The 24,920-nt window shown below is 63.1% G+C and carries 22 protein-coding genes and 1 pseudogene; 11 read left to right on the forward strand and 12 right to left on the reverse strand.

What is annotated here, in order from left to right:
* Positions 1-450 precede the first annotated feature (450 nt).
* The gene (locus QQL24_RS00785) at positions 451-1,305 is read right to left on the reverse strand and encodes an arylamine N-acetyltransferase family protein (protein ID WP_284309975.1); all 855 of its coding nucleotides are present in this window, start codon (positions 1,303-1,305) and stop codon (positions 451-453) included.
* A 154-nt stretch (positions 1,306-1,459) separates the two neighbouring features.
* On the opposite strand from QQL24_RS00785, the gene QQL24_RS00790 reads away from it, so the two are divergent.
* Both QQL24_RS00790 and QQL24_RS00795 read left to right on the forward strand, forming a co-directional pair.
* Entirely contained in the window at positions 1,460-2,275 is an 816-nt protein-coding gene (locus QQL24_RS00790) for a 2-keto-4-pentenoate hydratase (protein ID WP_284309976.1), read from the forward strand.
* A gap of 59 nt (positions 2,276-2,334) precedes the next feature.
* Positions 2,335-3,089, forward strand: a pseudogene (locus QQL24_RS00795) (IS5 family transposase).
* A gap of 22 nt (positions 3,090-3,111) precedes the next feature.
* Here QQL24_RS00795 and QQL24_RS00800 read toward each other — a convergent pair.
* Positions 3,112-3,582 (reverse strand): nucleoside deaminase, encoded by a 471-nt coding sequence (locus QQL24_RS00800; protein WP_284309977.1) that lies wholly within the window; start codon positions 3,580-3,582, stop codon positions 3,112-3,114.
* Positions 3,583-3,864: 282 nt separating this feature from the next.
* Between QQL24_RS00800 and QQL24_RS00805 the strand changes: the two genes are divergently transcribed.
* Both QQL24_RS00805 and QQL24_RS00810 read left to right on the forward strand, forming a co-directional pair.
* Positions 3,865-4,572: an IS6 family transposase gene (locus QQL24_RS00805; protein ID WP_284309978.1), complete on the forward strand. Its 708-nt coding sequence runs from the start codon at positions 3,865-3,867 to the stop codon at positions 4,570-4,572.
* A gap of 322 nt (positions 4,573-4,894) precedes the next feature.
* Positions 4,895-5,269, forward strand: coding sequence for a hypothetical protein (locus QQL24_RS00810; protein ID WP_284309979.1), 375 nt, complete (start codon positions 4,895-4,897; stop codon positions 5,267-5,269).
* Positions 5,270-5,536: 267 nt separating this feature from the next.
* On the opposite strand, the gene gyrB is transcribed toward QQL24_RS00810, so the two are convergent.
* Complete coding sequence (gyrB, locus tag QQL24_RS00815; RefSeq protein WP_284309980.1) at positions 5,537-7,963, reverse strand: DNA topoisomerase (ATP-hydrolyzing) subunit B; 2,427 nt, start codon at positions 7,961-7,963, stop codon at positions 5,537-5,539.
* Between the two features lie 694 nt (positions 7,964-8,657).
* Here gyrB and QQL24_RS00820 point away from each other — a divergent pair.
* The 3 genes from QQL24_RS00820 (at position 8,658) to QQL24_RS00830 (ending at position 12,391) form a co-directional block, all read left to right on the forward strand.
* Complete coding sequence (locus QQL24_RS00820) at positions 8,658-11,636, forward strand: NAD(P)-dependent oxidoreductase (RefSeq protein ID WP_284309981.1); 2,979 nt, start codon at positions 8,658-8,660, stop codon at positions 11,634-11,636.
* A gap of 192 nt (positions 11,637-11,828) precedes the next feature.
* Positions 11,829-12,107 carry a type II toxin-antitoxin system ParD family antitoxin gene (locus QQL24_RS00825; RefSeq protein ID WP_284309982.1) on the forward strand — a complete coding sequence of 93 codons (279 nt, stop codon included), beginning with the start codon at positions 11,829-11,831 and terminating at the stop codon, positions 12,105-12,107.
* Positions 12,107-12,391 carry a type II toxin-antitoxin system RelE/ParE family toxin gene (locus QQL24_RS00830; protein WP_284309983.1) on the forward strand — a complete coding sequence of 95 codons (285 nt, stop codon included), beginning with the start codon at positions 12,107-12,109 and terminating at the stop codon, positions 12,389-12,391. The genes QQL24_RS00825 and QQL24_RS00830 overlap by 1 nt, the downstream gene beginning before the upstream one ends.
* A 144-nt stretch (positions 12,392-12,535) precedes the next feature.
* Here the strand turns inward: QQL24_RS00830 and QQL24_RS00835 are convergent, their stop codons facing one another.
* The 4 genes from QQL24_RS00835 to QQL24_RS00850 all read right to left on the reverse strand — a co-directional run bounded on the left by QQL24_RS00835 (position 12,536) and on the right by QQL24_RS00850 (position 18,198).
* Positions 12,536-13,276, reverse strand: a complete 741-nt coding sequence (locus QQL24_RS00835) for a nucleotidyltransferase family protein (protein WP_431310620.1) — start codon at positions 13,274-13,276, stop codon at positions 12,536-12,538.
* On the reverse strand, positions 13,273-14,805 hold the full coding sequence (gene tsaE / locus QQL24_RS00840) for a tRNA (adenosine(37)-N6)-threonylcarbamoyltransferase complex ATPase subunit type 1 TsaE (protein WP_284309984.1): 1,533 nt from the start codon (positions 14,803-14,805) through the stop codon (positions 13,273-13,275). The genes QQL24_RS00835 and tsaE overlap by 4 nt, the downstream gene beginning before the upstream one ends.
* 161 nt (positions 14,806-14,966) lie before the next feature.
* A complete protein-coding gene (locus QQL24_RS00845; RefSeq protein WP_284309985.1) occupies positions 14,967-17,477 on the reverse strand; it encodes a PAS-domain containing protein in 2,511 nt (836 codons plus the stop codon).
* A 511-nt stretch (positions 17,478-17,988) separates the two neighbouring features.
* On the reverse strand, positions 17,989-18,198 hold the full coding sequence (locus QQL24_RS00850) for a hypothetical protein (RefSeq protein ID WP_284309986.1): 210 nt from the start codon (positions 18,196-18,198) through the stop codon (positions 17,989-17,991).
* A gap of 288 nt (positions 18,199-18,486) precedes the next feature.
* On the opposite strand from QQL24_RS00850, the gene QQL24_RS00855 reads away from it, so the two are divergent.
* The gene (locus QQL24_RS00855; RefSeq protein ID WP_284309987.1) at positions 18,487-19,845 is read left to right on the forward strand and encodes an NAD(P)/FAD-dependent oxidoreductase; all 1,359 of its coding nucleotides are present in this window, start codon (positions 18,487-18,489) and stop codon (positions 19,843-19,845) included.
* A 106-nt stretch (positions 19,846-19,951) separates the two neighbouring features.
* Here the strand turns inward: QQL24_RS00855 and QQL24_RS00860 are convergent, their stop codons facing one another.
* Entirely contained in the window at positions 19,952-20,545 is a 594-nt protein-coding gene (locus tag QQL24_RS00860; RefSeq protein ID WP_284309988.1) for an RES family NAD+ phosphorylase, read from the reverse strand.
* Positions 20,532-21,080 carry a hypothetical protein gene (locus QQL24_RS00865; protein ID WP_284309989.1) on the reverse strand — a complete coding sequence of 183 codons (549 nt, stop codon included), beginning with the start codon at positions 21,078-21,080 and terminating at the stop codon, positions 20,532-20,534. The genes QQL24_RS00860 and QQL24_RS00865 overlap by 14 nt, the downstream gene beginning before the upstream one ends.
* Before the next feature lie 595 nt (positions 21,081-21,675).
* Between QQL24_RS00865 and QQL24_RS00870 the strand changes: the two genes are divergently transcribed.
* Both QQL24_RS00870 and QQL24_RS00875 read left to right on the forward strand, forming a co-directional pair.
* Positions 21,676-21,825, forward strand: a complete 150-nt coding sequence (locus tag QQL24_RS00870) for a hypothetical protein (protein WP_284309990.1) — start codon at positions 21,676-21,678, stop codon at positions 21,823-21,825.
* Entirely contained in the window at positions 21,825-22,418 is a 594-nt protein-coding gene (locus QQL24_RS00875) for a cupin domain-containing protein (protein WP_284309991.1), read from the forward strand. Before QQL24_RS00870 ends, QQL24_RS00875 begins: the two co-directional genes overlap by 1 nt.
* 17 nt (positions 22,419-22,435) lie before the next feature.
* On the opposite strand, the gene QQL24_RS00880 is transcribed toward QQL24_RS00875, so the two are convergent.
* Positions 22,436-22,642 (reverse strand): DUF1674 domain-containing protein, encoded by a 207-nt coding sequence (locus tag QQL24_RS00880; protein ID WP_284309992.1) that lies wholly within the window; start codon positions 22,640-22,642, stop codon positions 22,436-22,438.
* A gap of 302 nt (positions 22,643-22,944) precedes the next feature.
* On the opposite strand from QQL24_RS00880, the gene QQL24_RS00885 reads away from it, so the two are divergent.
* Positions 22,945-24,309 (forward strand): trimethylamine monooxygenase, encoded by a 1,365-nt coding sequence (locus QQL24_RS00885; RefSeq protein ID WP_284309993.1) that lies wholly within the window; start codon positions 22,945-22,947, stop codon positions 24,307-24,309.
* Positions 24,310-24,376: 67 nt separating this feature from the next.
* Here the strand turns inward: QQL24_RS00885 and QQL24_RS00890 are convergent, their stop codons facing one another.
* Together QQL24_RS00890 and QQL24_RS00895 are read right to left on the reverse strand one after the other, a co-directional pair.
* Positions 24,377-24,670, reverse strand: a complete 294-nt coding sequence (locus QQL24_RS00890) for a type II toxin-antitoxin system RelE/ParE family toxin (protein ID WP_284309994.1) — start codon at positions 24,668-24,670, stop codon at positions 24,377-24,379.
* A gap of 2 nt (positions 24,671-24,672) precedes the next feature.
* Positions 24,673-24,909, reverse strand: coding sequence for a CopG family ribbon-helix-helix protein (locus tag QQL24_RS00895; RefSeq protein ID WP_284309995.1), 237 nt, complete (start codon positions 24,907-24,909; stop codon positions 24,673-24,675).
* Between the last annotated feature and the right edge of the window lie 11 nt (positions 24,910-24,920).

Below are 24,920 nucleotides of genomic sequence, written 5' to 3' on the forward strand. Positions count from 1 at the left end.
CCTGGGATCATCAACCTCTTGTCGCGAGCCACCCTGTGGCCTGACAACACCGCTTACCTCAAGACTGAGATCCCGGGTGAGGCACTCGGATGGGATGGTCATGTTGTCGGCCAAAAATGATCCGGCAGTTCTTGAAACCTGAAATTGCGCCGGCTGTAGGGTCTTATTTGCGCCAGGCGCTGGCATTGGTGGTCAGCCCGATAGCCGACGTTCCAGCTCTGAACATCCTGGGGTCAGAACAAGAGCAGTTCAAAATCCTGCGCCAAGGGGACAAACTAAGAACACATATCCCTTCGGCGCCCTGAACCCTACAAAAACTCGCCTAGAAGGTCCCAAGCGAAGCGGGACGTCTTTGATCAGTCCCTTTGAAAAGTCTCAGATATTTTCTTAGGGCAGGATTTTGAACTGCTCTTGTTCTGACCCCCGAGTACCACGAACCTTGACCGCGCTCTAAGCAAAAAACGGATGGGGTGGTCCGAGAAACCCGCGAGACTCGACTGTCTCCAATGCTCTTGCGACGACTTCCCTAGAAAGAGAAATTCCGAATGTTTCGGAAATCACGCTGTAATATTCGAGCACGCCCCTTAGAATTCGCCGATCGGCTTCACCGGTCACATGCCGAATAGTCAATCTGGCATTGAAAAGCGTTATTCGCGTCCTGTCGGGTCCTGGGCGTGCTGCGATCAGGTTGCTTCGATAGGGACTGTCTGGGTGACTAGCCGTAAACCAGTTGCAGATCTCGTATTCGGCGTCGACTCGAGGGAGCGATACGACCCGGTAGATGTGTTCCCATGTCGCCCCAAGCTTGGATTGCAAAGTCAGTTCTTCGCCCATCTGAACGAAGCGCATGGTTTCATGGGGTGTCTCCTGCTCGATGTCGGGGCAAAGCACCAAGGGCGCGGTCGGCGCCAAATTGCCGAAACCGACGTCCGCAAGGAACGGTCCTTCAGGTAGATCCACTCGAAGGACGATGTGCAGAGCGGGGCGAGGCGCATCGATAGCCAAGCCGCGTACAACGCGAGCCTGCAGGCTTGTAACATTAAATCCGAGAGACCTCAGTCCGGCCCGGAACAAGAGGTTCTGCTCAAAACAATATCCACCGCGGCCGCCGGCGACCAGTTTCTGTTGCAACGAAGCCAAGTCGAGCTTCGGCGGCCTGCCTAAGAGCACATCGATGCTCTCATATGAAATTGCCGTTGAGTGCTCTAAGATCAATGCCTGCAATGTCTCGAGGGTTGGCGCACAAGAACCTGTGTGTCCGATGCGACGAAGCCACGCATTCTTGTCGAAGATATCCTCGGACATGAAAAGCTCGTTCTCGCGAAGGACCGTAGGTCGGCCATCAAGCTCCAAATTCATTCTAAAATACTTCCGTGAAGTCGCAAGATCCTTCTAAGAACAGATCGATATAACGTATCATTCGCATTTAAGTGCGTTGAGATAAGCAGATGGTGGGCCGATGGCGGTCTCCGACGAGACCCTGACCGTTATTGCCGACGAGGTGTTCGCCAACATGGCGGACCCGCGCGAGGTGGCACCGTTTTCCGATCGCTATGCAGGATTCGGTCTTGAGGATGCCTACGAAGTCGTGCGCGAGATCCGGCGACGGCGGGAGGCGCGAGGGGAGCGGGTCGTTGGCCGAAAAATTGGCTTCACCAATGTTGCGGCATGGAGCGGATACGGTATTTCGGGGCCGATCTGGAATTATCTCTATGACTCCACGACGCTTGATCTCCCCCTGCCAGACGACAGCTTTTCAACAGGCAGTTGGCCAAACATTCGCATGGAGACGGAGGTCGCGCTCGGGCTCCGCACGGCGCCCGAGCCGGGCATGGGCGACGAAGAACTTCTGAACTGCGTCGCATGGGCGGCGCTGGATTTTGAGATATGTACCTCAATCTTTCCAGGCTGGCGTTTCAAGGCGGCTGACGCAGCGGCCACCGGCGTACATGTCGCTTTGCTGCTCGGCACACGGCATCCCATCAGCGGGTCGCGCACGCGGTGGGCCGGCGAGCTCGCTTCGTTTTCGGCCACTCTCTCCGAGATCGGAGGTGCGCATTCAGTTGGTGGCGGCGCTCAGGTCCTCGGGAGCCCTATAAAGGCTATGGGATGCCTCGTGCGGGAATTGGCGCGTTACGGAGGTGAGCCTCTTCGTGCGGGAGAATTCGTCACCACCGGGACGCTCACGCAGGCCTTGCCTGCCTTGCCCGGCGAGCTGTGGCGATCAGTCGTTCAAGGTGTTGATTTTGAGGGGATCGAAATCCGGCTCACTTAGGCTCAGGACCTATTAATTTGATCTGAAATGTGATTCACGGTGTTGGATAGGGGGCCGTGATGAGCGATTTCTTTTTGCTGAGCGAGCGGCAAATGGCGCGGATCGAGCCGTATTTTCCTCTTGCACATGGCGTTGCGCGGGTGGACGAGCGCCGTGTGATCAGCGGCATTGTTTACGTCATCAAGCATGGCCTGCAATGGAAGGATGCGCTGCAGGCCTACGGGCCGCCCAAGACGCTCTATAACCGCTTCATCCGCTGGAGCCGTCTCGGCGTGTTCGACCGCATATTCGCAGCGCTTGCCGCAGAGGGACCAAAACCTGAGCGCATCATGATTGACGCCACCCATCTCAAAGCACATCGCTCGGCCGCAAGCCTGCTTAAAAAGGGGATGTTCCCCGTCGTATCGGGCGAACCAAAGGCGGATTGAATTCCAAGTTGCACACAGTCTGCGACCAGGACGGCCGTCCGATCGTCATGCTGCTGAGTTAAGTGCAGATGAGCGACCACAAAGGGGCACACATGGTCCTCGATGCCCTGCCGCCTGCCAAAGCCCTTTCTGCGGATCACGGTCATGACAGCGCGCCATTCCGCGAGGCTTTCCGAAACAAAGGCATCGAGCCTTGCATCCCGTCGAGCCGAAATCGAAAAGTCCCATATCCCTACGACAGGGCACTCTATCGCCAGCGCCACAAGGTCGAGAACCTCTTCGCCAAGCTCAAAGACTGGCGGCGCATTGCAACCCGATACGACCGATGCGCGCATACCTTCTTCTCGGCGATCTGCATCGCCGCAACCGTCATCTTCTGGCTCTAATCAATGAGCCGCGAGCCGAGGCTTAAGCCTTACCCAGATGCCTCGGCCAGAATTCCTGATGTACTTCGGCGGCTTCGTCTTCGAGGTTCGGGCCAACCACAGTGACGATGCGCGCGCCGGTATGCAACACAGCCCGGCTCGGCACGTTCAACCCGATCCCGGCGATCTCGCCAAGCCGCGCTTCGGAGCACGCAAACACCATACGCCCGATGCCCGACCAGTAAATCGCCCCGGAGCACATCGCGCACGGCTCCGTGCTGGTGTAGAGCGTGCAGTCGGCGAGAAAAGCAGTGTCGTAGTGCTGCGCCGCCAGTTTAACCAGGTTCATCTCGGCGTGGTTAGTCATATCATGGCCGGTGAAGACGCTGTTTTCGGCGCGCAGGATTACTTCGCCGTCCTTCACCAGCACCGAGCCAAACGGTTCGTCGCCGCGTTCCATCGCGGATTTCGAGAGCCCAATCGCTTCGCGTAAAAACGGCTCGTGGCTTTCCATCAGAGTCTCCCCAAAAAGCTAGAGCGGGACGATTTTGTCTTGAATCGGAGGGATTTCCAAGGGGCTGCAAATCAAATTCAAGTCAGCGATCTGCATCGCCGCAGCCGTCATCTTCTGACTCTAATCAATGAGTCCTGAGCCTAGGCATTTGCGGCAAGAGAATTAGATAGACTGGCCTCATGTACCGTCAGGCGGCGCCGCTTTGCTCTTTTCGCTGATGGAGTGGTGGGGCTGTGTCAGAGTAAATTGCCCGAGGCTGGTCCAGAAGGGTAGGCAGAGGGGATGGCGCATCCCAAGCCCAATCTGTTTCGCTATTTCAATTCGTCGCCGGAGGTGATCCGCCTGGCCGTGATGATGTACGTGCGTTACCCCTTGTCTTTGAGGAATGTTGAGGACCTGCTGCGTGAGCGCGGCATCGACATCTGCCATGAGACGGTGAGATTTTGGTGGAACCGCTTCGGCCCGCTGTTCGCCGGTGCCATTCGCAAGAGGCGGATGAGGGATGGCAACTTAAGCTGTGAACGCTGGCATATCGATGAGGCTTTCGTGAAGGTCAACGGCGAGCTCCACTATCTTTGGCGGGCCGCCGATCACGAGGGCGAGGTGTTGGAGTTCTTCGTCAGCAAGACCCGGGACAAGACTCAAGCGTTGAAATTCCTTAAGAAAGCCATGAAGCGCTATGGTCGTCCTGAGGTCATCGTCACCGACGGCTTGCGCTCCCATGGTGCTGCCATGCGGGAAATCGGCAACCTCGAGCGCCGGCAAATCGGCCGCTGGAAGAACAACCGGGCCGAGAATTCTCACCAACCATTTCGACGGCGAGAGGCGGCGATGCTCCAATTCCGGAAGACAAAGAGTCTCCAGAAATTTGTCGCGGTCCATAGCCAGATCCACAACCACTTCAATTCGGAGCGCCACCTCGTCAGCCGAGAAACCTACAAGCAGAGACGCTCGGCCGCCTTGGCAGAGTGGCGAGCCATCGCAGCCTGAACCAAGGTTCGGTTTGGCCTTCTTGCACTTGCTGGAACCAGCCTGCAGTTGCACTGACAGCGCCGTACCCGGCAATGCCGGCACGTGATGAAGGTGGTTAGCTGGCGAGTCGCTAGCGGGAGTAGCGTCAATCCACTAACATTACAATCAGACCAGTCGCTTGGGGCGGGTCGGACCAGCGGGGGCGCAAATGACAACGATTGGAAGATGTCTTGGCGAGAGGAACAGCATGGGGGGACGTGTTTCATCCACCCTCGTGGTCGCATGCCTGCTTTCGATAGCGGGATGCACCTCCTCTCCCGTACCGACGACGGTACCGACGATGCAAAGCATCGCCGGAGTTGCACCGTCGGGCACAGTCAGCCTAACCGAGACATTCGTAGGAGGCGTAGGCGTCGGACAAGGTGTCCTGACCTTCCGCGGCCAGAAACATCCCTTCAAACTCATCGGAACCGTGATCGGGCCGGGCAGCCTATCCAGAGTCGAGGTTGCCGGCGACGTCTACAAGCTCAACAACCTCCCGGACTTCCCAGGTCCCTACGCGCAGGGCACCGGTCCGGTGGGTCTTGAAACCGGCACCATCAGCAACCTTTGGCTGCAGAACAAGGCCGGGGTAATCATGCATCTGAAAGGCACAAGCTCTGGTGTAACGCTGAGCCTCGGGCGTGACGAGATCGTCATCGAAATGAGCCAGTGACGATCGCAGCTTACTGTAAATGAGATGTTCCAGGTGAACAGAAATTGCCGTCTTTCTGAGCAAGATGGCTTAAGTTGACAATGCCATCCGGATCGCCCGCTCCCGCACTTCAGGCGAATGCCTGACCTGACCTTGCTTGCTCATTGCTCCAGTCTCTCAAAGTTTGGAGCCTCCGGCAAACCCGGCGCGGTTCAAACCTTATGGTTGCCGAACCCGGTTCTTATGGTTGTTTTTACCCATTTTATGGTTGTCGGGACACTTGCCCCGTCACGCGTCCAGATTCGCCGTCAGCGCATTGTCCTGGATGAACTCGCGCCTCGGCTCGACGATATCGCCCATCAGCTTGGTGAAGATATCCTCGGCCTCGACTACTTCCTTCACCTGCACCTTGAGCAGGGAGCGGACATTGCGGTCGAGCGTGGTTTCCCAGAGCTGATCGGGGTTCATCTCGCCCAGGCCCTTGTAGCGCTGCAGCGAAAGGCCTTTTCGCGCGGCTTCCGTCATCGATTCGAACAGGGCGACGGGGCCGTGCACGCTGAGTTCGTCGCCACGGCGGGTCAGGGTGGCCGGGGCGCTGTAGATCTCGCGCAGCGCCGCCGAGCGCTCGTCCAGCAGGCGGGCGTCGACCGTGGCGAGAAGCTGGGCGTCGAGGATATGGGCTTCCTTGACGCCGCGGACGGTGCGCTCGAACAGGTAGCCGCCCTTCTCGACGGTGCCGGTCCAGCCCTGCTCGAACTCCTCGGCGAGCTCGTCGAGCCGCCTTGCGACCTCGTCCGCCGCCTTCTGGGCGAGGATGGGATCGGCGACCACGGCGATATTGAGGGCGCCGGCGATCGCGGCCTGCTCGACCACGCGGCGATCATAGCGGCTGTGCAGCGCGCCGAGCAGGGTGCGGACATTGCGGGAATCATTGATGATGGCGCGCAGGTCCTGGCCGGCGCGCTCCTCGCCGCTGGCCAGCCTGAGCACCGAGCCTTCGACGCCGGTGTCGATCAGGTAATCCTCCAGCGCCCGCTCGTCCTTGAGATATTGCTCGGACTTGCCGCGCGAGACCTTATAGAGCGGCGGCTGGGCGATATAGATATGGCCGCGATCGATGATCTCGCGCATCTGGCGGAAGAAGAAGGTCAGCAGCAGCGTGCGGATATGGCTGCCGTCGACGTCGGCGTCCGTCATGATGATGATCTTGTGGTAGCGCAGCTTGTCCGGATTGAACTCCTCCAGGCCGATGCCGGTGCCGAGCGCGGTGATCAGCGTGCCGATCTGCTCGGAGGACAGCATCTTGTCGAAGCGGGCGCGCTCGACATTGAGGATCTTGCCACGCAGCGGCAGCACGGCCTGGTACTCGCGGGCGCGGCCCTGCTTGGCCGAGCCGCCGGCCGAGTCACCCTCGACGATGAAGAGTTCCGACTTGGCCGGATCGCGCTCCTGGCAGTCGGCGAGCTTGCCGGGCAGGGAGGCGACGTCGAGCACGCCCTTGCGGCGGGTGAGCTCGCGCGCACGGCGGGCCGCCTCGCGGGCGGCGGCGGCTTCCGCTACCTTGCCGACGATGACCTTGGCCTCGGCGGGATGCTCCTCGAACCAGGTCGACAGCGCCTCGTTCATGGCGCTTTCCACCACCGGGCGCACCTCGGAGGAGACCAGCTTGTCCTTGGTCTGCGAGGAGAATTTCGGGTCGGGCACCTTGACCGAGAGCACGCAGGTCAGGCCCTCGCGGCAATCGTCGCCCGTCATCTCGACCTTCTCCTTCTTGGAGATGCCGGAGGACTGGGCATAGCCGGTGACCTGGCGCGTCAGCGCACCGCGCAGGCCCGCCAGATGCGTGCCGCCGTCGCGCTGGGGGATGTTGTTGGTGAAGCACAGCACCGTCTCGTGATAGCTGTCGTTCCACCACAAGGCCGCTTCCACACCGATGCCGTCGCGGTCGACCTTCACATAGATCGGCGTCGGCACCAGGGCGTTCTTCGAGCGATCGAGATAGCGCACGAAGGCGTCGAGGCCGCCTTCATACATCAGCTCCTCGCTGGTCGAGCCGCCATGGCGCAGGTCGGTCAGCACGATGCGCACGCCGGAATTGAGGAAGGCGAGCTCGCGCAGGCGGCGCTCCAGCGTGGCATAGTCGAACTCGACCTTGGTGAAGGTGTCGGTCGAGGGCAGGAAGGTCACCTCGGTGCCGCGCTTGCCATCGGCCGGGCCGACCAGCTTCAGCGGCGCATCGGCATCGCCATGGCTGAAGGTCATCGCATGCTCCTTGCCGTCGCGCCAGATGCGCAGCGTGAGCTTGGAGGAGAGCGCGTTCACCACGGAAACGCCGACGCCGTGCAGGCCGCCGGAGACCTTGTAGGAGTTCTGGTCGAACTTGCCGCCGGCATGGAGCTGCGTCATGATCACTTCGGCCGCCGACACGCCTTCCTCGGCATGGATGTCGGTGGGAATGCCGCGGCCATTGTCCGTGACCGTGACCGAGCCATCGGAGTTTAGCGTCACCGTGACGATGTCGGCATGGCCGGCCAGCGCCTCGTCGATGGCGTTGTCGACCACCTCATAGACCATGTGGTGAAGGCCCGAGCCGTCATCCGTATCGCCGATATACATGCCCGGCCGCTTGCGCACGGCATCCAGGCCCTTGAGGACCTTGATGGAATCGGCGCCATAGGCATTTTCGGGGACTTCGGAAAAGGCGGGATCGGACATTCAGCAACTCTTTTTCTGATTCGATTGGGAATATAGGCATTCCCACGTTAAATTTCATTCCCCAAGCGGCACATTTTTGTTGTTTTTCAGAGGTTTATCGCGGGCCTTCGGGGGGTCAATGCAAGGGTGGGAGCCAATAATCGACGCAAGTTTATCAAGAGGACTTTCTTGTTGGGAGCGCCTCATTTCATGGCGCGACTTGAAGATGCTTGGCACTGAGCTTGGTGTGTACATCCATTCTCAACGTTGGCTGCTAATTGCATAGAGCCGAAGTCGCATGTCGAATTGGGCGCCGGTATAGAGCGCGAGATTGGCGGGATCGAGCATGGGATGGAAGCTCCGAGGGGAGCGGCTTTATAGCGCTGGGGGTGCCGGTTTTCCAGCCGGCTCTCGTTTGCCGATAAGGGCGCGCGACCCCCTGGGACCGCAGGCGTCCCGCCTGCTCTTGGAAACGGTGCGCCCGGTGGGGAGGAAGAGGCAGGCGAGACGCCTGCGGTCCCAGGGGGTCGCGCGCCCTTGCCGGAAAAGAACCGCAAACCGGGAGGAAGAAGCCGGGTGGAAAGCCGGCGGTCCCGGGCCCGCTGCGTAACGCGGCGAAGCGGCGGTCGCGTCAAAGACAGACATGGCGCGGGCCAAGGCCGGATAAAGCTCCCACAAAACAAACCGCATCCATCCGGCAGGAGAAGCCCCGATCATGGCGAATGCTGAGACCTTGAAGGCACAGCGCGAACAGGCCCTCGAACTGACGCGCTCCGGGCCGCCGGCACGCACCTCCAATCCCTTCTTCGGCGTCGGGCCGATCACCGACGGCACGCTCGACGAGGCCGATGCGCGCCTGCTGCGCTTCGAGTTCGACAACTGGCTCGAGCAGAACTACCGCAAGCTCGACGACCGTGGCGCCGATCTCGGCCCCTTCACCACCGCCGAAGTCGGGCGAAGCATGCATCGCGGCTATCCGGCCGATAAGTTCCTCCTCGACATGATGCGGGAGATCCATCGCTATTTCGAGTTCCCCAAGGCCAACAAGATGGCGGTGGGCCTCGGCGGCGGCCATAGCGGCTTCACGGTCTGCGCCCTGCATCTCGTCACCGCCCGCGACCCGGCCCAGCATGTCTATGTCGACACGCTCCGGCCCGAGTCCGAGGCCGCCAAGGCCGGTGGCTTCTTCCGCCAGTCCTGGGGGGCGCAGCTCATCGAGATGCACCGCTATGCCCATCAGGGCGACGAGAGCCGCATCCATTTCGCCGAGGAGGAAGGCGCCATTCCCAGCGCCGATACCCTGGAGAAGATGGGCGTCAAGCTCTTCATCGGCGTCGGCCACGAGACCACGGGCGCCACCACCTACACGGCTGAGGATATCGCCAACCTGCTCGAATGGCTCGACCGCAACCCCGCCGAGCACCATGCCGTGCTCGACGCCACTTCCATGCTCGGCGCCATGCCCTGGGGCACGGAGGCGGTGAACAACGTCATCGCCAAATGCTGCATGTTCATGCCGTTCCAGAAGGCGATCGGCGGCATTTCCGGCTATTTCGTCGTCTCCTTCACGCCACAGGCGCTGGGCCTCGTCGAGAAGAACCAGAAGTCGCCGTCCTGGGCGATCCCGCGCCAGCTCAAGATCGTGGCGCCCGTCGATCCCAAGCGCCCGCTCACCGGCGAGCGCACGGTCAATGTCGGTCCGATCTACGATCCGGCGCAGGACAAGATGCTGGGCGGGGTGATCAACACCTATTCCACCCTCGCCTTCGCCGAGACCACATTCGGCCTGCTGCGCTCGGAAAAGCGCCTCGGCTCGGTGTCGGACCTCTACCAGCGCTCGGTGCGCAACCGCGCCGCCGTCAACGACTGGGTGGCGAAGCATCCCCTGTTCGAACTCGGCGTTGTTGATCCCGAACGGCGCGGCGCGGCGGTGACGCTGCTGCGCATCAAGGACGCCGACATCACGGACCCCGCGATCCATGCCCGCATCATCGCCCGCTCCAAGCAGGTGCTGGCCTATGAGGGCGTCACCCATCCCAATGGCGAGCATGAGCGCGGCCTCGACGTCGCCCGTTATGTCAACGCCTTCCCGGGCACGCCGGGTGACTATCGCGCCTGGATCGGCGGCATCCGGCCGGCGGAAGACATCGACGCCCTGCTCGACAATCTTCAATATGCCTATCTGCGCGCCAAGATCGTGGTGCTGGAGGAGGAGCTCGCCAAGCTGGGCGAGACCTTCGCCGTCAGCAACAGTGCCGGCGGCGAGCGCGTGCGGCGCGACGATCCCGGCCGTGCTTACAAGGTGCTGGTCGCCGATCTCGTCGGCATGCGCTTCAACGGCGACGGCGAGCCCGACCATCAGGAAGTCCGCCGCCACATCGAGGCCAAGGGCGGCGTCTTCCATCTCGGGCCGATCGCCGACGAGGCGGCGCTGGCGAAGGGGCGCATCCACTTCTTCTACCAGCCCGATCTCTCGACCGAGGCGGAGATTCTGCCGCAGACCGACAAGGGCCAGTATGACGCGGTGATCGCCGCGGCGACCTTCCTGCCCAAGAATTCGGTGTTCCCGCTCGGCGGCGTGCGCATCGGCGCCGGCACCGGCAATATGGGCTCGGCCTCCTGGGGCGGCGGCAGCGGCGCCGGCGGCGAGGCGCCTTTGATGAACACGCCGAGCTTCAACAGCCGCGCGACGGCGCAGATGGCCTTCAAGGCCCTGCTGAAGGTGGCGCCCGACCTCAAGGTCGACGAACTGCATCGCCGCGTCGTCGCCGGTGAGTTCGACACCGGCAAGCATCTGCGCGACTTTCCGACCGAAAAGCTCGAGGGCCGCCGCATCGCGGTGATCGGCTATGGCAATATCGGCCGCGAGCTGGCCAAGCTCGCCAGCGCCTTCGGCATGAAGGTCGCCATCCATGCTCGCGAACGGCACAAGGACTGGATCGAGTCGGAAGGCTTCGAATATGCCGCCACTGCAGAGGCGGCGGCCGAGGGCGCTCACATCCTCACGGTACATACCGGCCTCGGCCCGGTCGACGCCAAGAGCGGGCGCTTTGCCAACCAGTCGCTGGTCAACACCGATATCCTGAACCGCCTGGCCGATGGTGCGGTGCTGATCAATTACGACCGCGGCGAGGTCGTTGACGCCGAGGCGCTCGATGCCGCGCTCACCACAGGCAGGGTCTCCTATGCCTGCATCGATGCCGATCTCTTCCGCAACGCGTCCGACGGCACGCTGTCTGGGCCGATGGTACCCTATCGCGCGCTCGAAAGCCGCCATCCCGGCAAGCTCGAGCTGCTGCCGCACGCCGCCGCCGACACCGACCACCCCTCGCGCGTCGAGGGCGCCATGCAGGCGGTCGACCAGATCTTCGACGTCATCCACTACGGCGTCGTCACCAATCTGAAGGGCGACCTGCCGGCCGGCTATGTCGATGCCGGCGCGCGCACCGTCAATGGTATTGGCGCGGCGACCCGTGGCACGCTCGCCCGCGCGGTAGCGGACGAAACCGCCCTGCGTGAGGCGCGCGAGGCGGTGGAAGCCCTCGCCGCCATCTGGGGCGCGCTCTCTTCGACCACCGATCCCGACCGCCGCGCCACCCTGATGCAGCGCCATGGCGCGGCGTTGGTGCGCCACACCAACCGCTACGCGGCGCTGACCGAGAGGCTGGGATTGCGCGGGCCGTATGCGGGGTGATTTCCGGGTGCCCGGACGTCTCGTCCGGCTCTTGGAAACGGGAGATAGCAAGAAAGGGCGTAACCAAGGGTCAGCGCCCTTTCTTTAAGGCTGGTGGTTCAAGAAACGGACGAGACGTCTTCCCTTTCAGATTACCGTTGGGCTTGCTATTGGTGGTAATCCTTCCTACCATTTGAAAAGAAGGAATCCACCATGGCCAATGTCGAGAAAGTGAGCGTGTCTCTGACACCCGAATACGCCGCAATGATGCGCGAGGTCGTCGAGGCTGGTGAGTATGCCTCGGCTAGCGAAGTGATGCGCGAAGCCCTGCGCGACTGGAAATTCCGCCGGTTGCAACGTGAACAGGCTATCGAAGAACTCCGCCGGATCTGGGATGTCGGAATTGCAAGCGGCCCCGCAACGGATGGTGACGAGGCTTTTGCTCGTATCCGGCACCGCATCGGCGCCAAATTCGCAGACCCGAATTCCTGATGCCGTTCCGCGTCCGACCGGAGGCCGAGGCGGATATAGAGAACATTGCCCTCTACATTGCGGCTGACAGCCCGATGGCGGCGAAGAAATGGTTCGATGACATCTATCGCCGATGCCGTGGCCTTGGTGAGATGCCAGGTATGGGTGTGGCGCGGTCAGACGTAAGACCAGACCTCAGGATGTTTCCAGCTGGGAAATACCTCATTCTGTATCGTGAGGTAGATGGCGGCGCTGAAATCGTGCGCGTCATACACGGCGCGCGTCAATGGCAGGAATTGCTATGATGGCCCCCCGGGTGCGCGGACGTCTCGTCCGCTTCTTGGAAACGAGTCATTAGGTGAAGAAGGGTGCGACCGGCAGGTCAGCGCCCTTTCTTACAGCGGCGGCGGTTCAATATGTGGACGAGACGTCCGCGCATCCGGGACCAGCTACTCCACCGGCGAGAGCGCGATCTTCTCTTCCGCCTCTTTCACCGCCTGCGGCGTGCCCACATGCAGCCAGATGCCGTCGAGGCGCTTGCCAAAGAGGCGGCCCTTGGCCTCGGCCGCGTCGAACAGCCGGTTGAGCGAGAAGATCTCGGGCGTGCCCTCGAACAGCTCCGGCTTGATCAGCAGCACGCCGGCATAGGCGAAGGGGGCGGTTTCGCATTCGCGGCGGCGGGCGAGGGCGCCGTGGCTGTCGAGGTGGTAGTCGCCGCGTCCGTCGAAGCCGACGCTGGTGGCGGTGGCGGCGACCAGCATCAGGATGTCCATGCGCGCGGGGTCCCAGTGTGCCTTGAGCGCCTCGAGATTGACCTGCGGCCCCTCAATCCAGAAGCTGTCGCAATTGCAGACGATGAAGGGCGCCTTGCCCAGCAGCGGCAGGGCCTTGCGTACGCCGCCGCCGGAATCGAGCAGGCCCGCGCGCTCGTCCGAGATCAGGATCCTCGGGCGCCGGCGCCCGGCGAGATGGGCCTCCATCTGCTCGGCGAAGTAGTGCACGTTCACCACCGCCGTCTCGACATCGCAGAAGGCGAGGCGGTCGAGCACGTGGTCTATGAGCGTCTTGCCGGCGACTTCGACCAGCGGCTTGGGCTTGTGGTCGGTCAAAGGGCGCATGCGCTTGCCCAGGCCCGCCGCCAGCAGCATCGCGGTGCTGAAGGGCTTGACCGCCTTGAGGGGCCTGCTCACGACACCCTCGCCTCGATCGAGAAGACGAAGGTCTCGAACCATTCCTTCAGCTCGGCCAGCGAGGGATGGGCGAGTGCCCGGTCGAGATAGGCGCGGATGCGCGGGATGTGCTTGAGATAGGCCGGCTTGCCATCGCGCTTGTCGAGGCGGGCGAACAGGCCGAGGATCTTGGTGTTGCGCTGGGCCGCCATCACCGCATAGGCGCGGGCGAACTCGGCGGGCTCGAAGGCGGAATCGGCGATCTTGCGAGCCTTCACATAGCGCGTCAGCAGCTGCAGCTCCAGGGGCTGGGGGACGGTGACGCGGGCATCGAGGCAGAGCGCGGCGACATCATAGGCCGGCGAGCCGATCATGGCGTCCTGGAAGTCGAGCAGGCCGATCTTCTTGATGCCCTCGCGCTGGGGCAGCCACATCAGATTGGGCGAATGCACGTCGCGCAGCACCCAGCTCTTCTCGCCCTTGACGGCGGGCGAGAGCGCGGCACGCCACAACGCCGTGAAGGCGTCGCGGTTGCGCTGGGAGAGCTGCGGCGCACCGATCAGCGGCAGGTACCATTCGATCAGCAGCTCCACCTCGATGTCGAGGGCGCCATAGTCGAAGATCGGGATCTTGTGGGTGATGGCCGGCGTCACCGGCAGTGTGTCCGGCAGTTCCAGGGCGTGGAGATGCGCCAGCATGTCGATGGCGACGCCATAGCGCTCCGGCAGCGGCATGCTGCCCTCGGCGATGAAGGCGGCGCCGAAATCCTCCAGCAGCAGCAGGCCGTGCAGCAGGTCCTCCTTGATGATCTGCGGGGCGGAAAAGCCGCGTTCGGCCAGGCCCCGGTCCATGGCGACGAAGGGCTTCACGTCCTGCGAGATATGGGCGATCTGGCTGTAGGTCTTGCCGTAGCGTACCGGCACCCGGTCGGTGCGGGCGGGCGAGTTCATCAGGATCGCCGTGGCCTTGCCGCGGGTGAGGCGCGTATAGGTGCGGGTGGAAGCATCGCCCTGGATGTGCTGGCGCGTGGCGTCCTGCCAGCCGGCGCCGCGCAGGAAATCGCCGATCTGCGAGATACGGCGCAGGCGCCGCGACCATTCGCCGGTGCCGACCAGCGTGGCGCGCCGCGCCGTCTCGCTCTTGCCGGCATGCACGAAGCGGATGTCGAGCCGATCGGACGGCAGGGCATCGCCGGCCTTCTCCGGCCATTCCACCAGCACCAGCGCGCCGTCGGGCGCCTCGTCCCAGCCGAGTTCCTCCAGCTCGCTGGGGTGGCCGATGCGGTAGAGGTCGGCATGCACCACCGGATAGGAGGGCGTGTCGTAGAGCTGGATCAGCGTGAAGGTGGGGCTGGAGACTTCAAGCTCGGGATCGCCGGCGATCTGCCGGATCAAGGCACGGGCAAAGGCCGTCTTGCCGGCGCCGAGGTCGCCCGACAAGGTGACGAGATCGCCGGCCTTCAGCACAGGCGCGAGATCGCGCGCCAGCATGTCGGTGGCGGCCTCGCTCGGAAGGTCGAGGGTCCATTGGTGGGTCAGAAGATCGGTCAACGGCTAGGGCCTTCGGATAGGTGTCATCCCGGACAAGGTGCAACATGCAATGTTGCGCCGCAGATCCGGGACCGCAAGACGGATAAAGCTTACAACGATACGGTCCCGGATCTGCGATGCACCACTTCGTGCTGCATCTTGTCCGGGATGACGCGCTCCCCTCATTCCGCCGCCTCCTGATGGGCGGAGGCGTCGACGGGGAAGCGGCAGGTCACGATGGTGCCGCGGCCTTCCTCGGAGACGAGCTCGACGCTGCCGCCATGCAGCTCGACAAAGGAACGCACGATCGAAAGGCCGAGCCCGACGCCGCGATGGCCGCTGCCGCCGCCATGCGATTCGAAGCGGTCGAACACGCGGTCGATCACCGCCTGCGAGATGCCCCGGCCGCGATCCTCGACCCGGAAGACGATCTCCTCGCCCTTGCGCAGGGCCGAGAGGGTCACGGTGCCCCCGGGCGGGGAGAAGCCGATGGCGTTGGAGAGCAGGTTGAACAGCACCTGGCGCACGCGCTGGCCGTCGGCCCCGAAGGTGCCGATCTGCTGGCTCGCCTTCATCTCCAGCCGGACGCCGGTTTCGGCGAGGCGCGGCTGTACGGCTTCCGCCACGCCCTGCATGGCCTCGCGGATGTCGACCTTGCCGAGGTCGAGCGTCATGGCGCCGGCATCGATGGTGGCGAGGTCGAGGATGTTGTTGATGATGGCGTAGAGCGCGTCCGACGAGGTCTTGATGTAGCCGGCATATTGGCGCTGCTTCTCGTTCAGCGGCCCGGCAGCGCCATCGGCCATCAGCTGTACGAAGCCGATGATGTTCTGCAGGGGCGAGCGCAGCTCGTAGGACACATGGTGCACGAAGTCGTTCTTGAGCCGGCCGGCTTCCTCGAGCGCCTCGTTCTTTTCCACGAGGGCATTCTCGAAGTTCACGGAGTCGGTGACGTCGGTGAAGGTCGCGAGCGTGCCGCCATCGGGCAGGGGCACGGTGGAGAACTCGATCACGCTGCCGTCGACCCGGGTCATGCGGTCGTCCATCGAGCGGCGGGCGTCGCCGATCGAAGTGATGGCGTTCTTGAGGCCCTGCCAGATGCCCTCGTCGCGGAACAGCAGCGAACAACGCGCCACCACGTCGTCGATATGCGGGCGCTGCTCCAGCATCTCGCCGGGCAGGCGCCAGATCTGGGCGAAGGCAGGGTTGGAGAGCCGCAGCCGCCCGTCCGAACCGAAGGCGGCGACGCCCTCCTTGAGGTTTTCCAGCGTCTCGCCCTGTACCTGGGAGAGCGCCTTGTAGCGAGCTTCCAGGTCGATGCGCTCGGTGACGTCCTCGAAGAGATAGGTGACGCCGCCGGCCGGGTTCGGCGTGGTCACCACGCGTGATGTCCGGCCATCGGGCAGATGCCACCAGTGCTCGGCCGGTTCGAGGGCGCGATAGGCTTCGTGCAGCTTCGATTTCCAGGCGCGAAAATCCGCCTGTTCCGGCAGGCGGCGCTGGGTGCGCAGGCGGTCGAGGATCTCGCTGTCGGTCGGCTTGCTGTCGAGGAAGGCGGGGTCGAGCTGCCAGAGCGCGGCAAAGGCGGCATTGGAGAAGGTGAGATGCTGGTCGGCATCGAAGATTGCCACGGCGGTGGCGAGCTGGTCGAGGGTGCGGACATGCGCCTCGATCTGGCGGCCGATATCGGCGCGCATGGTCTCGACCTCGGAGACGTCGATGGCCATGCCGGCCGAGCCGCGCGAGGAGGGAATGTCGATGACGTCGAGCGTCCGGCGGGCGCCGCCCACCACTGCCGGCACGCGCTTGAGGAAGGCCTTGCCGTCATGCCGCGCCTTGCCGGCCTCTTCGCGGGCGGGGCGGTCGAGCAGCTCGATGTCGCGGGAGAGGGCGTCGTTCTCGTCCTGCGCATCCACCGCCCTGGCATAGGCCTTGTTGACCCAGGTCAGCTTCTCATTGGCGTTGCGCAGCCAGAGCGGTACCGGTGCCTCGTCGAGCAGGGCGCGGATCGCCTCGATCTCCTCGCTGGCGCGGCGGTGCCGGTCGGCGAGGCGTGCAAGCTCCAGCCGGTCGCCGGTGACGTCGCGCAGCCGCAGTACGGCGCGCCCGCCTATGGCGCGGCCCTCGGCCTCGATATAGCCGCCATGGCGGGAGCGGGCGACGAGATGAAAGCTTTCGCCGCGCTCGCGCAGGGCGCGGATCTGCTCCTCGAGATTGCGGGTGTCGTGATAGTCGAGCCAGCCCGTGCCGATCAGCCCGCGCCTGGAGGGCGAGATGGTGACGCCCGGGAGTTCGCCCGAGAGCGTCGGCAGGTCGTCCGTGCCGGACCAGACCGCCACGAGCTGCGGCTCCGACATCAGCAATTCCTCGGCGCGCTCGGCCCGGGCGGCGAGCGTCGACATCTCGGCCTTGGCGGCGCGGTCGCGCGCCAGCCAGGCATTGCGGGCGCGCAGATAGAAGATCGCCAGGCCGGTTGCCAGAATCAGCAGGCCGGCGAACAAAGCGAGCATGGCGAGGATGCGGCGGTCGGCGCCGGAGAGATCGCCGAAGAGGCTGACGCCGGGCGAGGCCGTATCGGCGGCCATGGCCGTGGAAACACAGAGAGTGCCGGCGGCGGCAAGGCCGACGCGCATGAGAGGCAGAGTCCGGCCGCTGCCGGAGGAATCGCGCTTTATGTGCTTGTCCTGCCGCATTTTCTCTCGACGAATCCGAATCCCCTCGGTGCCGGCGAGAAGCCGGCGCCTGACGTTCCACTCACCCTGAAACGCAACGCGACGACGGCAGCGCGGGGCGGCAAAAGCCGGACGAGCCCGCAGCTTCGTCTTACGCGGAAATCCGGATCGCCCGGCCAGAGAGTGCCGCCGATCCCGTTCCCCGAATCAGTTCACTTTACTCTCCCCCTGACTCCCGCCGAAAGAGTCCTTGCGGCAGCTATTCAAGGAAATTTCGAGATCGTGCCGTGAGAGCGCACAACCCATCATGGCACCGGTCATGGTTACCAGGTTGTTAACGTGTGGCAATTGGACGGGGAAAGAGCTCGCGACGGTAGCAATACCCAGCAAAAAGAACGCCGCCCCGACAAGACGGGGCGGCGTTCGTTACGACTTAAGTCATTCATTGAGAGAAATGGAGGAAGCTTGATGAACGCCTTGGTACTGAAATTCGCTTAAGTCGAGAGTGGGTGAAAAGTCTGGGGTCGACGGATCAGGACGCCGTGTTCACGCGGGGTGCATGTGCGGCATGATGGATGATCCGGGTCTTGTGAACGGCGGGCACGGCCTGCGACGCCGGAGCAGCCGCCTCGGGAGTGGCGTAAAGCTCGGGGCCGGTCACGATATGGCCATGAGCGAAGGCGGCGGAAGCAGAAAGGGCCAGACCGGCAGCGGCAATCGCCGAAATAACAAGTTTGTTCATGATTATTCTCCTTGAAAAATTCCAACTTCAACCCGCCAAGCAATCGTTGTTTTGTACGCCTCGGCCTTGACGACCGCAATGCAAAACGAGACGGAACGGTTTGAAATTATCGTGATGGTGATTGATGAAATCGCGATCAGACAGAAACATTCGCGAAATAGTCGGAGCAAATCGGTGAATCGAAATCCGACGCCGCCGGTATTCTGAGACAGCGAGTCTCAGGCTGGCAGGACAGGAGCGGGGAAGGCCTTTATTTCTCGGGCCGGCCTCTGCCATAGTGCCGGCATCATGTTCAAGCCCGTCTTCGACCCCTCCCTCTATGACACCGCCACGCTGCAGCCCTCCTATTGGGAGGCGACGGCGACGCGGCACGATTTCCCGGTGCTGCGGGGCGATGTCGCCTGCGACGTCGCCATCATCGGCGGCGGCTATACCGGCCTTGCCTGCGCCTATCATCTCGCGAAGGACTATGGCATCGAGGCGGCCGTGCTCGAGGCTGGGCCGATCGCCTGGGGTGCCTCGAGCCGCAATGGCGGTTTCCTCTCCTTTCCGCCCAGCAAGCTCGGGATAGGAGAGATGATCGCCCGCTATGGCCTCGAGGAGACGCGGCGCTTCTTCGCCGATCTCAGGGCCGGCGCCGACTATCCCCGGCAGATCGCCGCAGAGGAAGGCTTCGACATCCGCCTGCAGGGCGATGGCACCTTCGATGCCGCGCACAACCGGCATGCTTTCGAGGGTCTAAAGGCTTCAGCCGAGGCGCATGAGCATGTCGGTATCCGCACCCGGCTCTATACGAAGGAAGAGTTCACCGAGATCGGCCATGGCGGCACCGAGCAGTTCGGCGGCCTGCATGTCGATGGCGGCGGCGGGCTGCATGCGCTCGCCTATGCCATGGGACTGGCGCAGGCCGCGCAGCGGCGCGGCGCGCATCTCTATGCGAAGTCCCCTGTGGAGCGCTGGGAGCGACAAGGCGCCCTGCATCGTCTGATCACGCCCGCCGGCACGGTCACGGCCAAGCGCGTGGTGTTCGCCACCAATGGCTGGACGCCGGACGGGCTGCATAGGAGCATCGACGCCCGGGTCTGGCCCGCGCTCTCCAACATCGTGGTGACCAGGCCCCTCACCGAGGCGGAGCTCAAGGCGGCGCCCTATGTGACGGAGACACCGGTCTCCAATACCCGCAAATTGCTATTCTACTACCGCCTGCTGCCGGACAGGCGCTTCCTGTTCGGCGCCCGGGGCGACACCTCCGGTTCGCCGCAGGCCGCCGCCACCATGCGCGCCTGGATGGAGCGGCGCATCGGCGAGCTCTTCCCGGCCTGGAAAGGCGTCAGCACCGACTATTTCTGGCGCGGACTCGTCGCCCTCTCGCTGAAGCTCGCCCCCTCGGTCGGCCGCGTGCCCGACGACCCAAGCGTCTATTACGGCTTTGCCTATCACGGTTCGGGCGTGATCGCCGCCCCGCTTGCCGGGCGCTATCTGGCCCAGGCGATCGCTGGCTCGGGCGAGGTCGATGTGCCCGCGCCGCTGGCCGGCCTGCCGCCCCGATTCCCCCTCGCCAGCCTGCGCCGCCCCGCGCTTGCCCTGGTCTATGCCGGTTATGGCATCAAGGAGTGGTTGGGCGATAGGCGGCCGAGCCGCTCTTGAGCGACGCAAGAGAGGGTGAGAGGAAGGGAATCCAGGGGGCGCCAGGGATGACGGCCTCGCCTGCTTCGCCTCATTGAATGGCGCTTGGCGTTCAAGCCATTGCGCTCTAACCGAGGCCGACAGTGTAGCGATTGAGAAGGGCCGCCAGGGCCGCACGGTTTGCCATGATCGGTCGCGAACCAGCGATGCGGAGATTCGCCTGGCATCGATCGAACAAGGTGACGCAGAGCTCGCCATTGTCACGGTTCGAGCGATAGGAGATGCCGTCCGGCGCCTGTGGATGATCGTGAATGGCTTGCGACCATTGCTGCGCCAGGGCGTGGGGCCCGCTGCTGACGACGCTGGTCGCGCCGAGCTGCGCCAATCCCGGGCCATGAAGGCTGACCACCTGGAGAGGCGAGGTCACCTCGATCTCGGCAAAAGAGCGCTCGTCGAGAAAGGTCATCGCAACGAACTGCGCGCCGACCGCTCTCAAGCAGGTTTCAGCGAAGGCCCCTGCGATCGACGTGGCGAAATAGCAGACACCGTAGGTCCTGGCTGGGTCATCGAAGCGATTTCCGCCGGTCGAGCCGAAGAACAGAGGGCCGAGGCTGCTGCGATGGATCCGTATCAGTCGCGATCCGACCGTGATCGTTTCGGTCGGCAGGCGACGCGTCGCGAAATCGGGTGGAGGCAGCGGGCCGGGATCAGGCGGCGCCATGCTCGCCATACGCCGCCGCCGCCATCACCACTTCGTCGACCATCCCCTCGCGGAGAAGGTCGATCGGCCGACGCCCCCCAAGCCTGATATCGCCGGTGAGCATGAAGTTGACGCGCATCCACGGGTCTTCGACCGTGAAGGCGCCGAGGATCTCGCGAATGCCCGCCAGCAAGCCATCCCTGCCGATCTGAAAGGCCGGATAGACATAGCCGTCGCCGGCTTCGAGCCAGAAGACCTGATTGCGCTCGCGCTTGCGGCCGAGACCTTGCGGCGTCATGCTCAAATGGCCAGCAAGCTCCTGGGCAGAGACCGCCCCGCCTTCCGCCTTCAACATCTCCCGCTTCATTTCCGATCCCCGAAGCAGCGCCTCGGTCAAGGGATCGGGGTCGTCCGGTTCGATCTCCGCGCCGAAAGCAGCGGCCTCGCGGAGGGACCGGAAGAGCACGTCCGTATCGGTCGCTGCACCGACGGCTTCGAGCAGGCGCTCCCGCGGCATGCGCTCGGCGATATGGGCAAGCGCTCTGCTGGTGCGCAAGACGAAAGCCCGCACGAGGTCATCGCTCGGGCCAGGTTCGGGCCGACGCGAACGTGCGGGCGTCGCCGCCGGTTCGTCGCCAAAATAACTTGAGCGGCTGCGGCGGTGCCGGGTTCCGGCTGTGGTTGACTGTGCCATGTGCGGCCGGCCCTCTCCAGGAAGTTTCAATTATCATGCTGAATATAACTTTTTATAATCGAAACTACAATCGAAATGCTCGGAATGGGCCGGGCTGGACGAGGGTGCCTCCGCTTGTCGTTGCCAAGCCAATAACGACCTCGGGGTATTTGATTCGAACGGTCCGCTGCAGATCTAATCAGCCCCGCGCGGCGCATGAAGCCGACATTTCTGCCCCTAGGTAAACACTTGCGATTCACCGGGCGGGTAGAGACGAGCTGTATCCAAGGTGACAGATACTTTAAGAGTTGGGAAACAATATGCTTTTCGCGCAATGCAGCCGGAAAAGGCTGCTCTTTTGTCCGAAATCCAGCGTCGAATACACAAAAACACCACCGCCGTGTCACGCTCGATTGACGCAGGCTATCGCCAATGCCCGGTACCGCGAGACATTCGCGTCTGACGAGAGGACCAGATCATGAGCGAATTCTTTCAAGCCCTGCAGCCCGGCGTCCGCTTCTACCGCTGGCTGGACCGGCTGTTCGCGCGGCGCCGGGGCGCCGTCCGTCCGGCCCGTCGCCCGCTGCCGCTGGGAAGCCTCTATATCGCCGATGGAGGGTCATTCTGATGCAGGCGTATCTTGCCCAAACCCTCGACGTGCCGGCGCCGGGTGACAGCATCGTCCTGCACAACGCCTTCAACCGGGAAGCCTTCATCTTCCCGACCCATCTCGACGATCTCGATCCGGTCTGCTTCGACGTGGTGCTGGGCCGGAATGGCTCGGGCGGGGCCGATGGGCTGGAGCACATCCATCCGGGCTCGGACGAGACCTTCCTCGTCCGCTCCGGCTGCCTGAAGGTGGTGATCCATGGTGAGGCCCATATCGTGCATGAGCGCGAGTCCATCACGATCCGGCGCGGTGCACCGCATTATTTCGTCAATGGCCACGACCGGCAGACGGAATTTTCGGTGATCTTCGATCCACCCCAGCAGCAGCGCCGTTTCTTCGCCAATTTCGCCGCTACGACCGAGCGCCGCAGCCAGTGGTTTTCCACCCGCGGCAAGCCGCATTTCCTGCTGATGGCACTGGTGCTGCACAGCTATCGCGACCACCTCTATCTCACGGGAAAGCCCGTCTGGTTGCAGAAGGCGCTCTTCGCCGTGCTGGCCCCGCTGGCGCGGCTGCTGGGCTATCGCCTGGAGATCCGACCCGGGAAGTGAGAGGCCCATCCTGCCCCTCAGAAATCGGAGGCGATGCCCTTCACTTCCCAATCGCCATAGCGCACGGGCTCCGGCCCATCGCGGCCGTTGATCTCGCGCGGACGCGCCTCGGGTTTTTCGGCCTTGTGGCGCTCCGCGGCCTCCAGGAGCGCGCGCCTAGCGGCCTCGCTCAGTACCTTGCCCGGCGCGGCATGAGGCGGATTGTCGGGGTCTTGATCGGACATGGCAGCAGAATCGCAAAATCGGCCGGGCGGATCAAGTGCCGCATCGCTCGCTGTAGCCAGCTGACTCCCAGCCTTGAACCTGCAGGCCCTGGCGGAGCCTTACCCAAAAAACGCGTAGCCGCCTTGCCATAACCGCGAGCGCGATTATAGTCAGGAAATAAATATTATCTGCAGGAAAGCCCTTGCGGCAGCCAGGGCGATCGTCAGGCCATAACCGCGCCGCAGGCAGCACCAGAATGCCAGTAGCGCGACAAAAACACCAGACCATCCATTCGAATGCCGTCGGCAGAGGGATAGAACATATGACGAGAGTAGCCGTGATCGGTGCCGGTCCTTCGGGTCTCGCCCAGCTCCGGGCCTTCCAGTCCGCCGCCAGGAAGGGCGCGGAGATCCCGGAAGTGGTCTGCTTCGAGAAGCAGTCCGACTGGGGCGGCCTGTGGAACTACACCTGGCGCACGGGGCTCGACGAACATGGCGAGCCCGTTCACGGCAGCATGTACCGCTATCTCTGGTCGAACGGGCCGAAGGAGTGCCTGGAATTCGCCGATTACACCTTCGAGGAGCATTTCGGCAAGCCGATCGCCTCCTACCCGCCGCGCGCCGTGCTGTGGGACTATATCAAGGGCCGCGTCGAGAAGGCCGATGTGCGCAAATGGGTGCGCTTCTCCACCCCGGTACGCATGGTGCGTTTCGACGACAAGACCAGGAAGTTCACGGTCACCGCGCATGACCGTCCCAACGATCGCATGTATGACGAGGAATTCGACTATGTCGTGGTGGCATCAGGCCACTTCTCCACGCCCAACGTGCCCTATTTCGAGGGCGTGAAGACCTTCAACGGCCGCGTGCTGCATGCCCATGACTTCCGCGACGCCATGGAGTTCAAAGGCAAGGACATCCTCATCGTCGGGCGTTCCTATTCGGCCGAGGACATCGGCTCGCAATGCTGGAAATATGGCGCCAAGTCGGTGACGACGAGCTACCGCTCCAAGCCGATGGGTTTCAACTGGCCCGCCAATTTCGAGGAGCGCCCGCTGCTGCAGCGGCTCGACAAGAACACGGCCTATTTCGCCGACGGGTCGAGCAAGGAGGTCGACGCGCTGATCCTGTGCACCGGCTATCAGCACCATTTCCCCTTCCTGCCGGACGAGCTGCGCCTGAAGACAGCCAACCGCATGTGGGCCGACAGCCTCTACAAGGGCGTGATCTTCGACAAGAATCCGCAGCTCTTCTACATCGGCATGCAGGACCAGTTCTACACATTCAACATGTTCGACGTGCAGGCCTGGTGGGCGCGCGACGTGATGATGGGCCGCATCAAGCTGCCGCCGGAAGCCGAGCTGAAGGCCAATTTCGACGCCTGGCGCGCCCGCGAGGAAACGCTCGAGGACGCCGAGCAGATGATCTGGTTCCAGGGCGACTATGTGAAGGAATTGCTGGCCGAGACGGATTATCCGCAGTTCGACATCGAGGCCACCAACAAGACCTTCATGGAATGGGAGCACCACAAAGCGGAGAACATCATGGGCTTCCGCGACCATGGCTACCGCTCGCTGATGACCGGCACCATGGCGCCCAAGCACCATACCAAGTGGGTGGATGCGCTCGACGACAGCCTGGAGAGCTACCTGCAGACCGAGCCGGTGGCCGAGAGCAAGGTGGCGTAAGCGCTACCTAAGCAAGCCAGTGCCCCTCCCCGGGAAATTGGGGAGGGCTCCGGAAGGGAATGGCCGACTACAACCTATCAGGCCACTGCTGAGCAGCATGCATCACAGTAAGCAGTTCGATGTCGGTACCCTCGACACGATAGGCAATGATGTAGGGAACATCAGCCAATACCAGTTCGCGCGTACCTGGGATCCGGCCGGTACGTCCCAGCGCCGGGTTTTGGATGAGATGGCGACTAGCTGAAGTCAGCCGGCGCACGATCTTTTCCGCTGCCCTTGGACTATCTGCAGCGATAAAGGTGCCGATTTCGTCAAGGCGACGGAGTGCCCTGCGAGTCCAGCGCAGCCTGTAGACTGCCATGCCTATTCGGGCCGGATATACTTGCTGATCACGGCCTCGACTTCCGCCTCGCTCGCGAAGTCCCCGCGCCTGGCCTCGATCAGCCCCGCCTCGATCTCAGCAAGCTGCCAATTCTCGCGTGCAATGAATTCCTCTATTGCCTTCGCAGCCACATAAGAGCGCGATCGGTCGAGCTTGGCCGCAAGAGAATCAAGCTTCTCCGCTGCGTCGTCCGGAATGCGTACGGTGAAAGCTGTCATGGCCCGCCTCG

Origin of the sequence: Labrys miyagiensis (assembly GCF_030160835.1) — a bacterium.
Lineage (GTDB): Bacteria > Pseudomonadota > Alphaproteobacteria > Rhizobiales > Labraceae > Labrys > Labrys miyagiensis.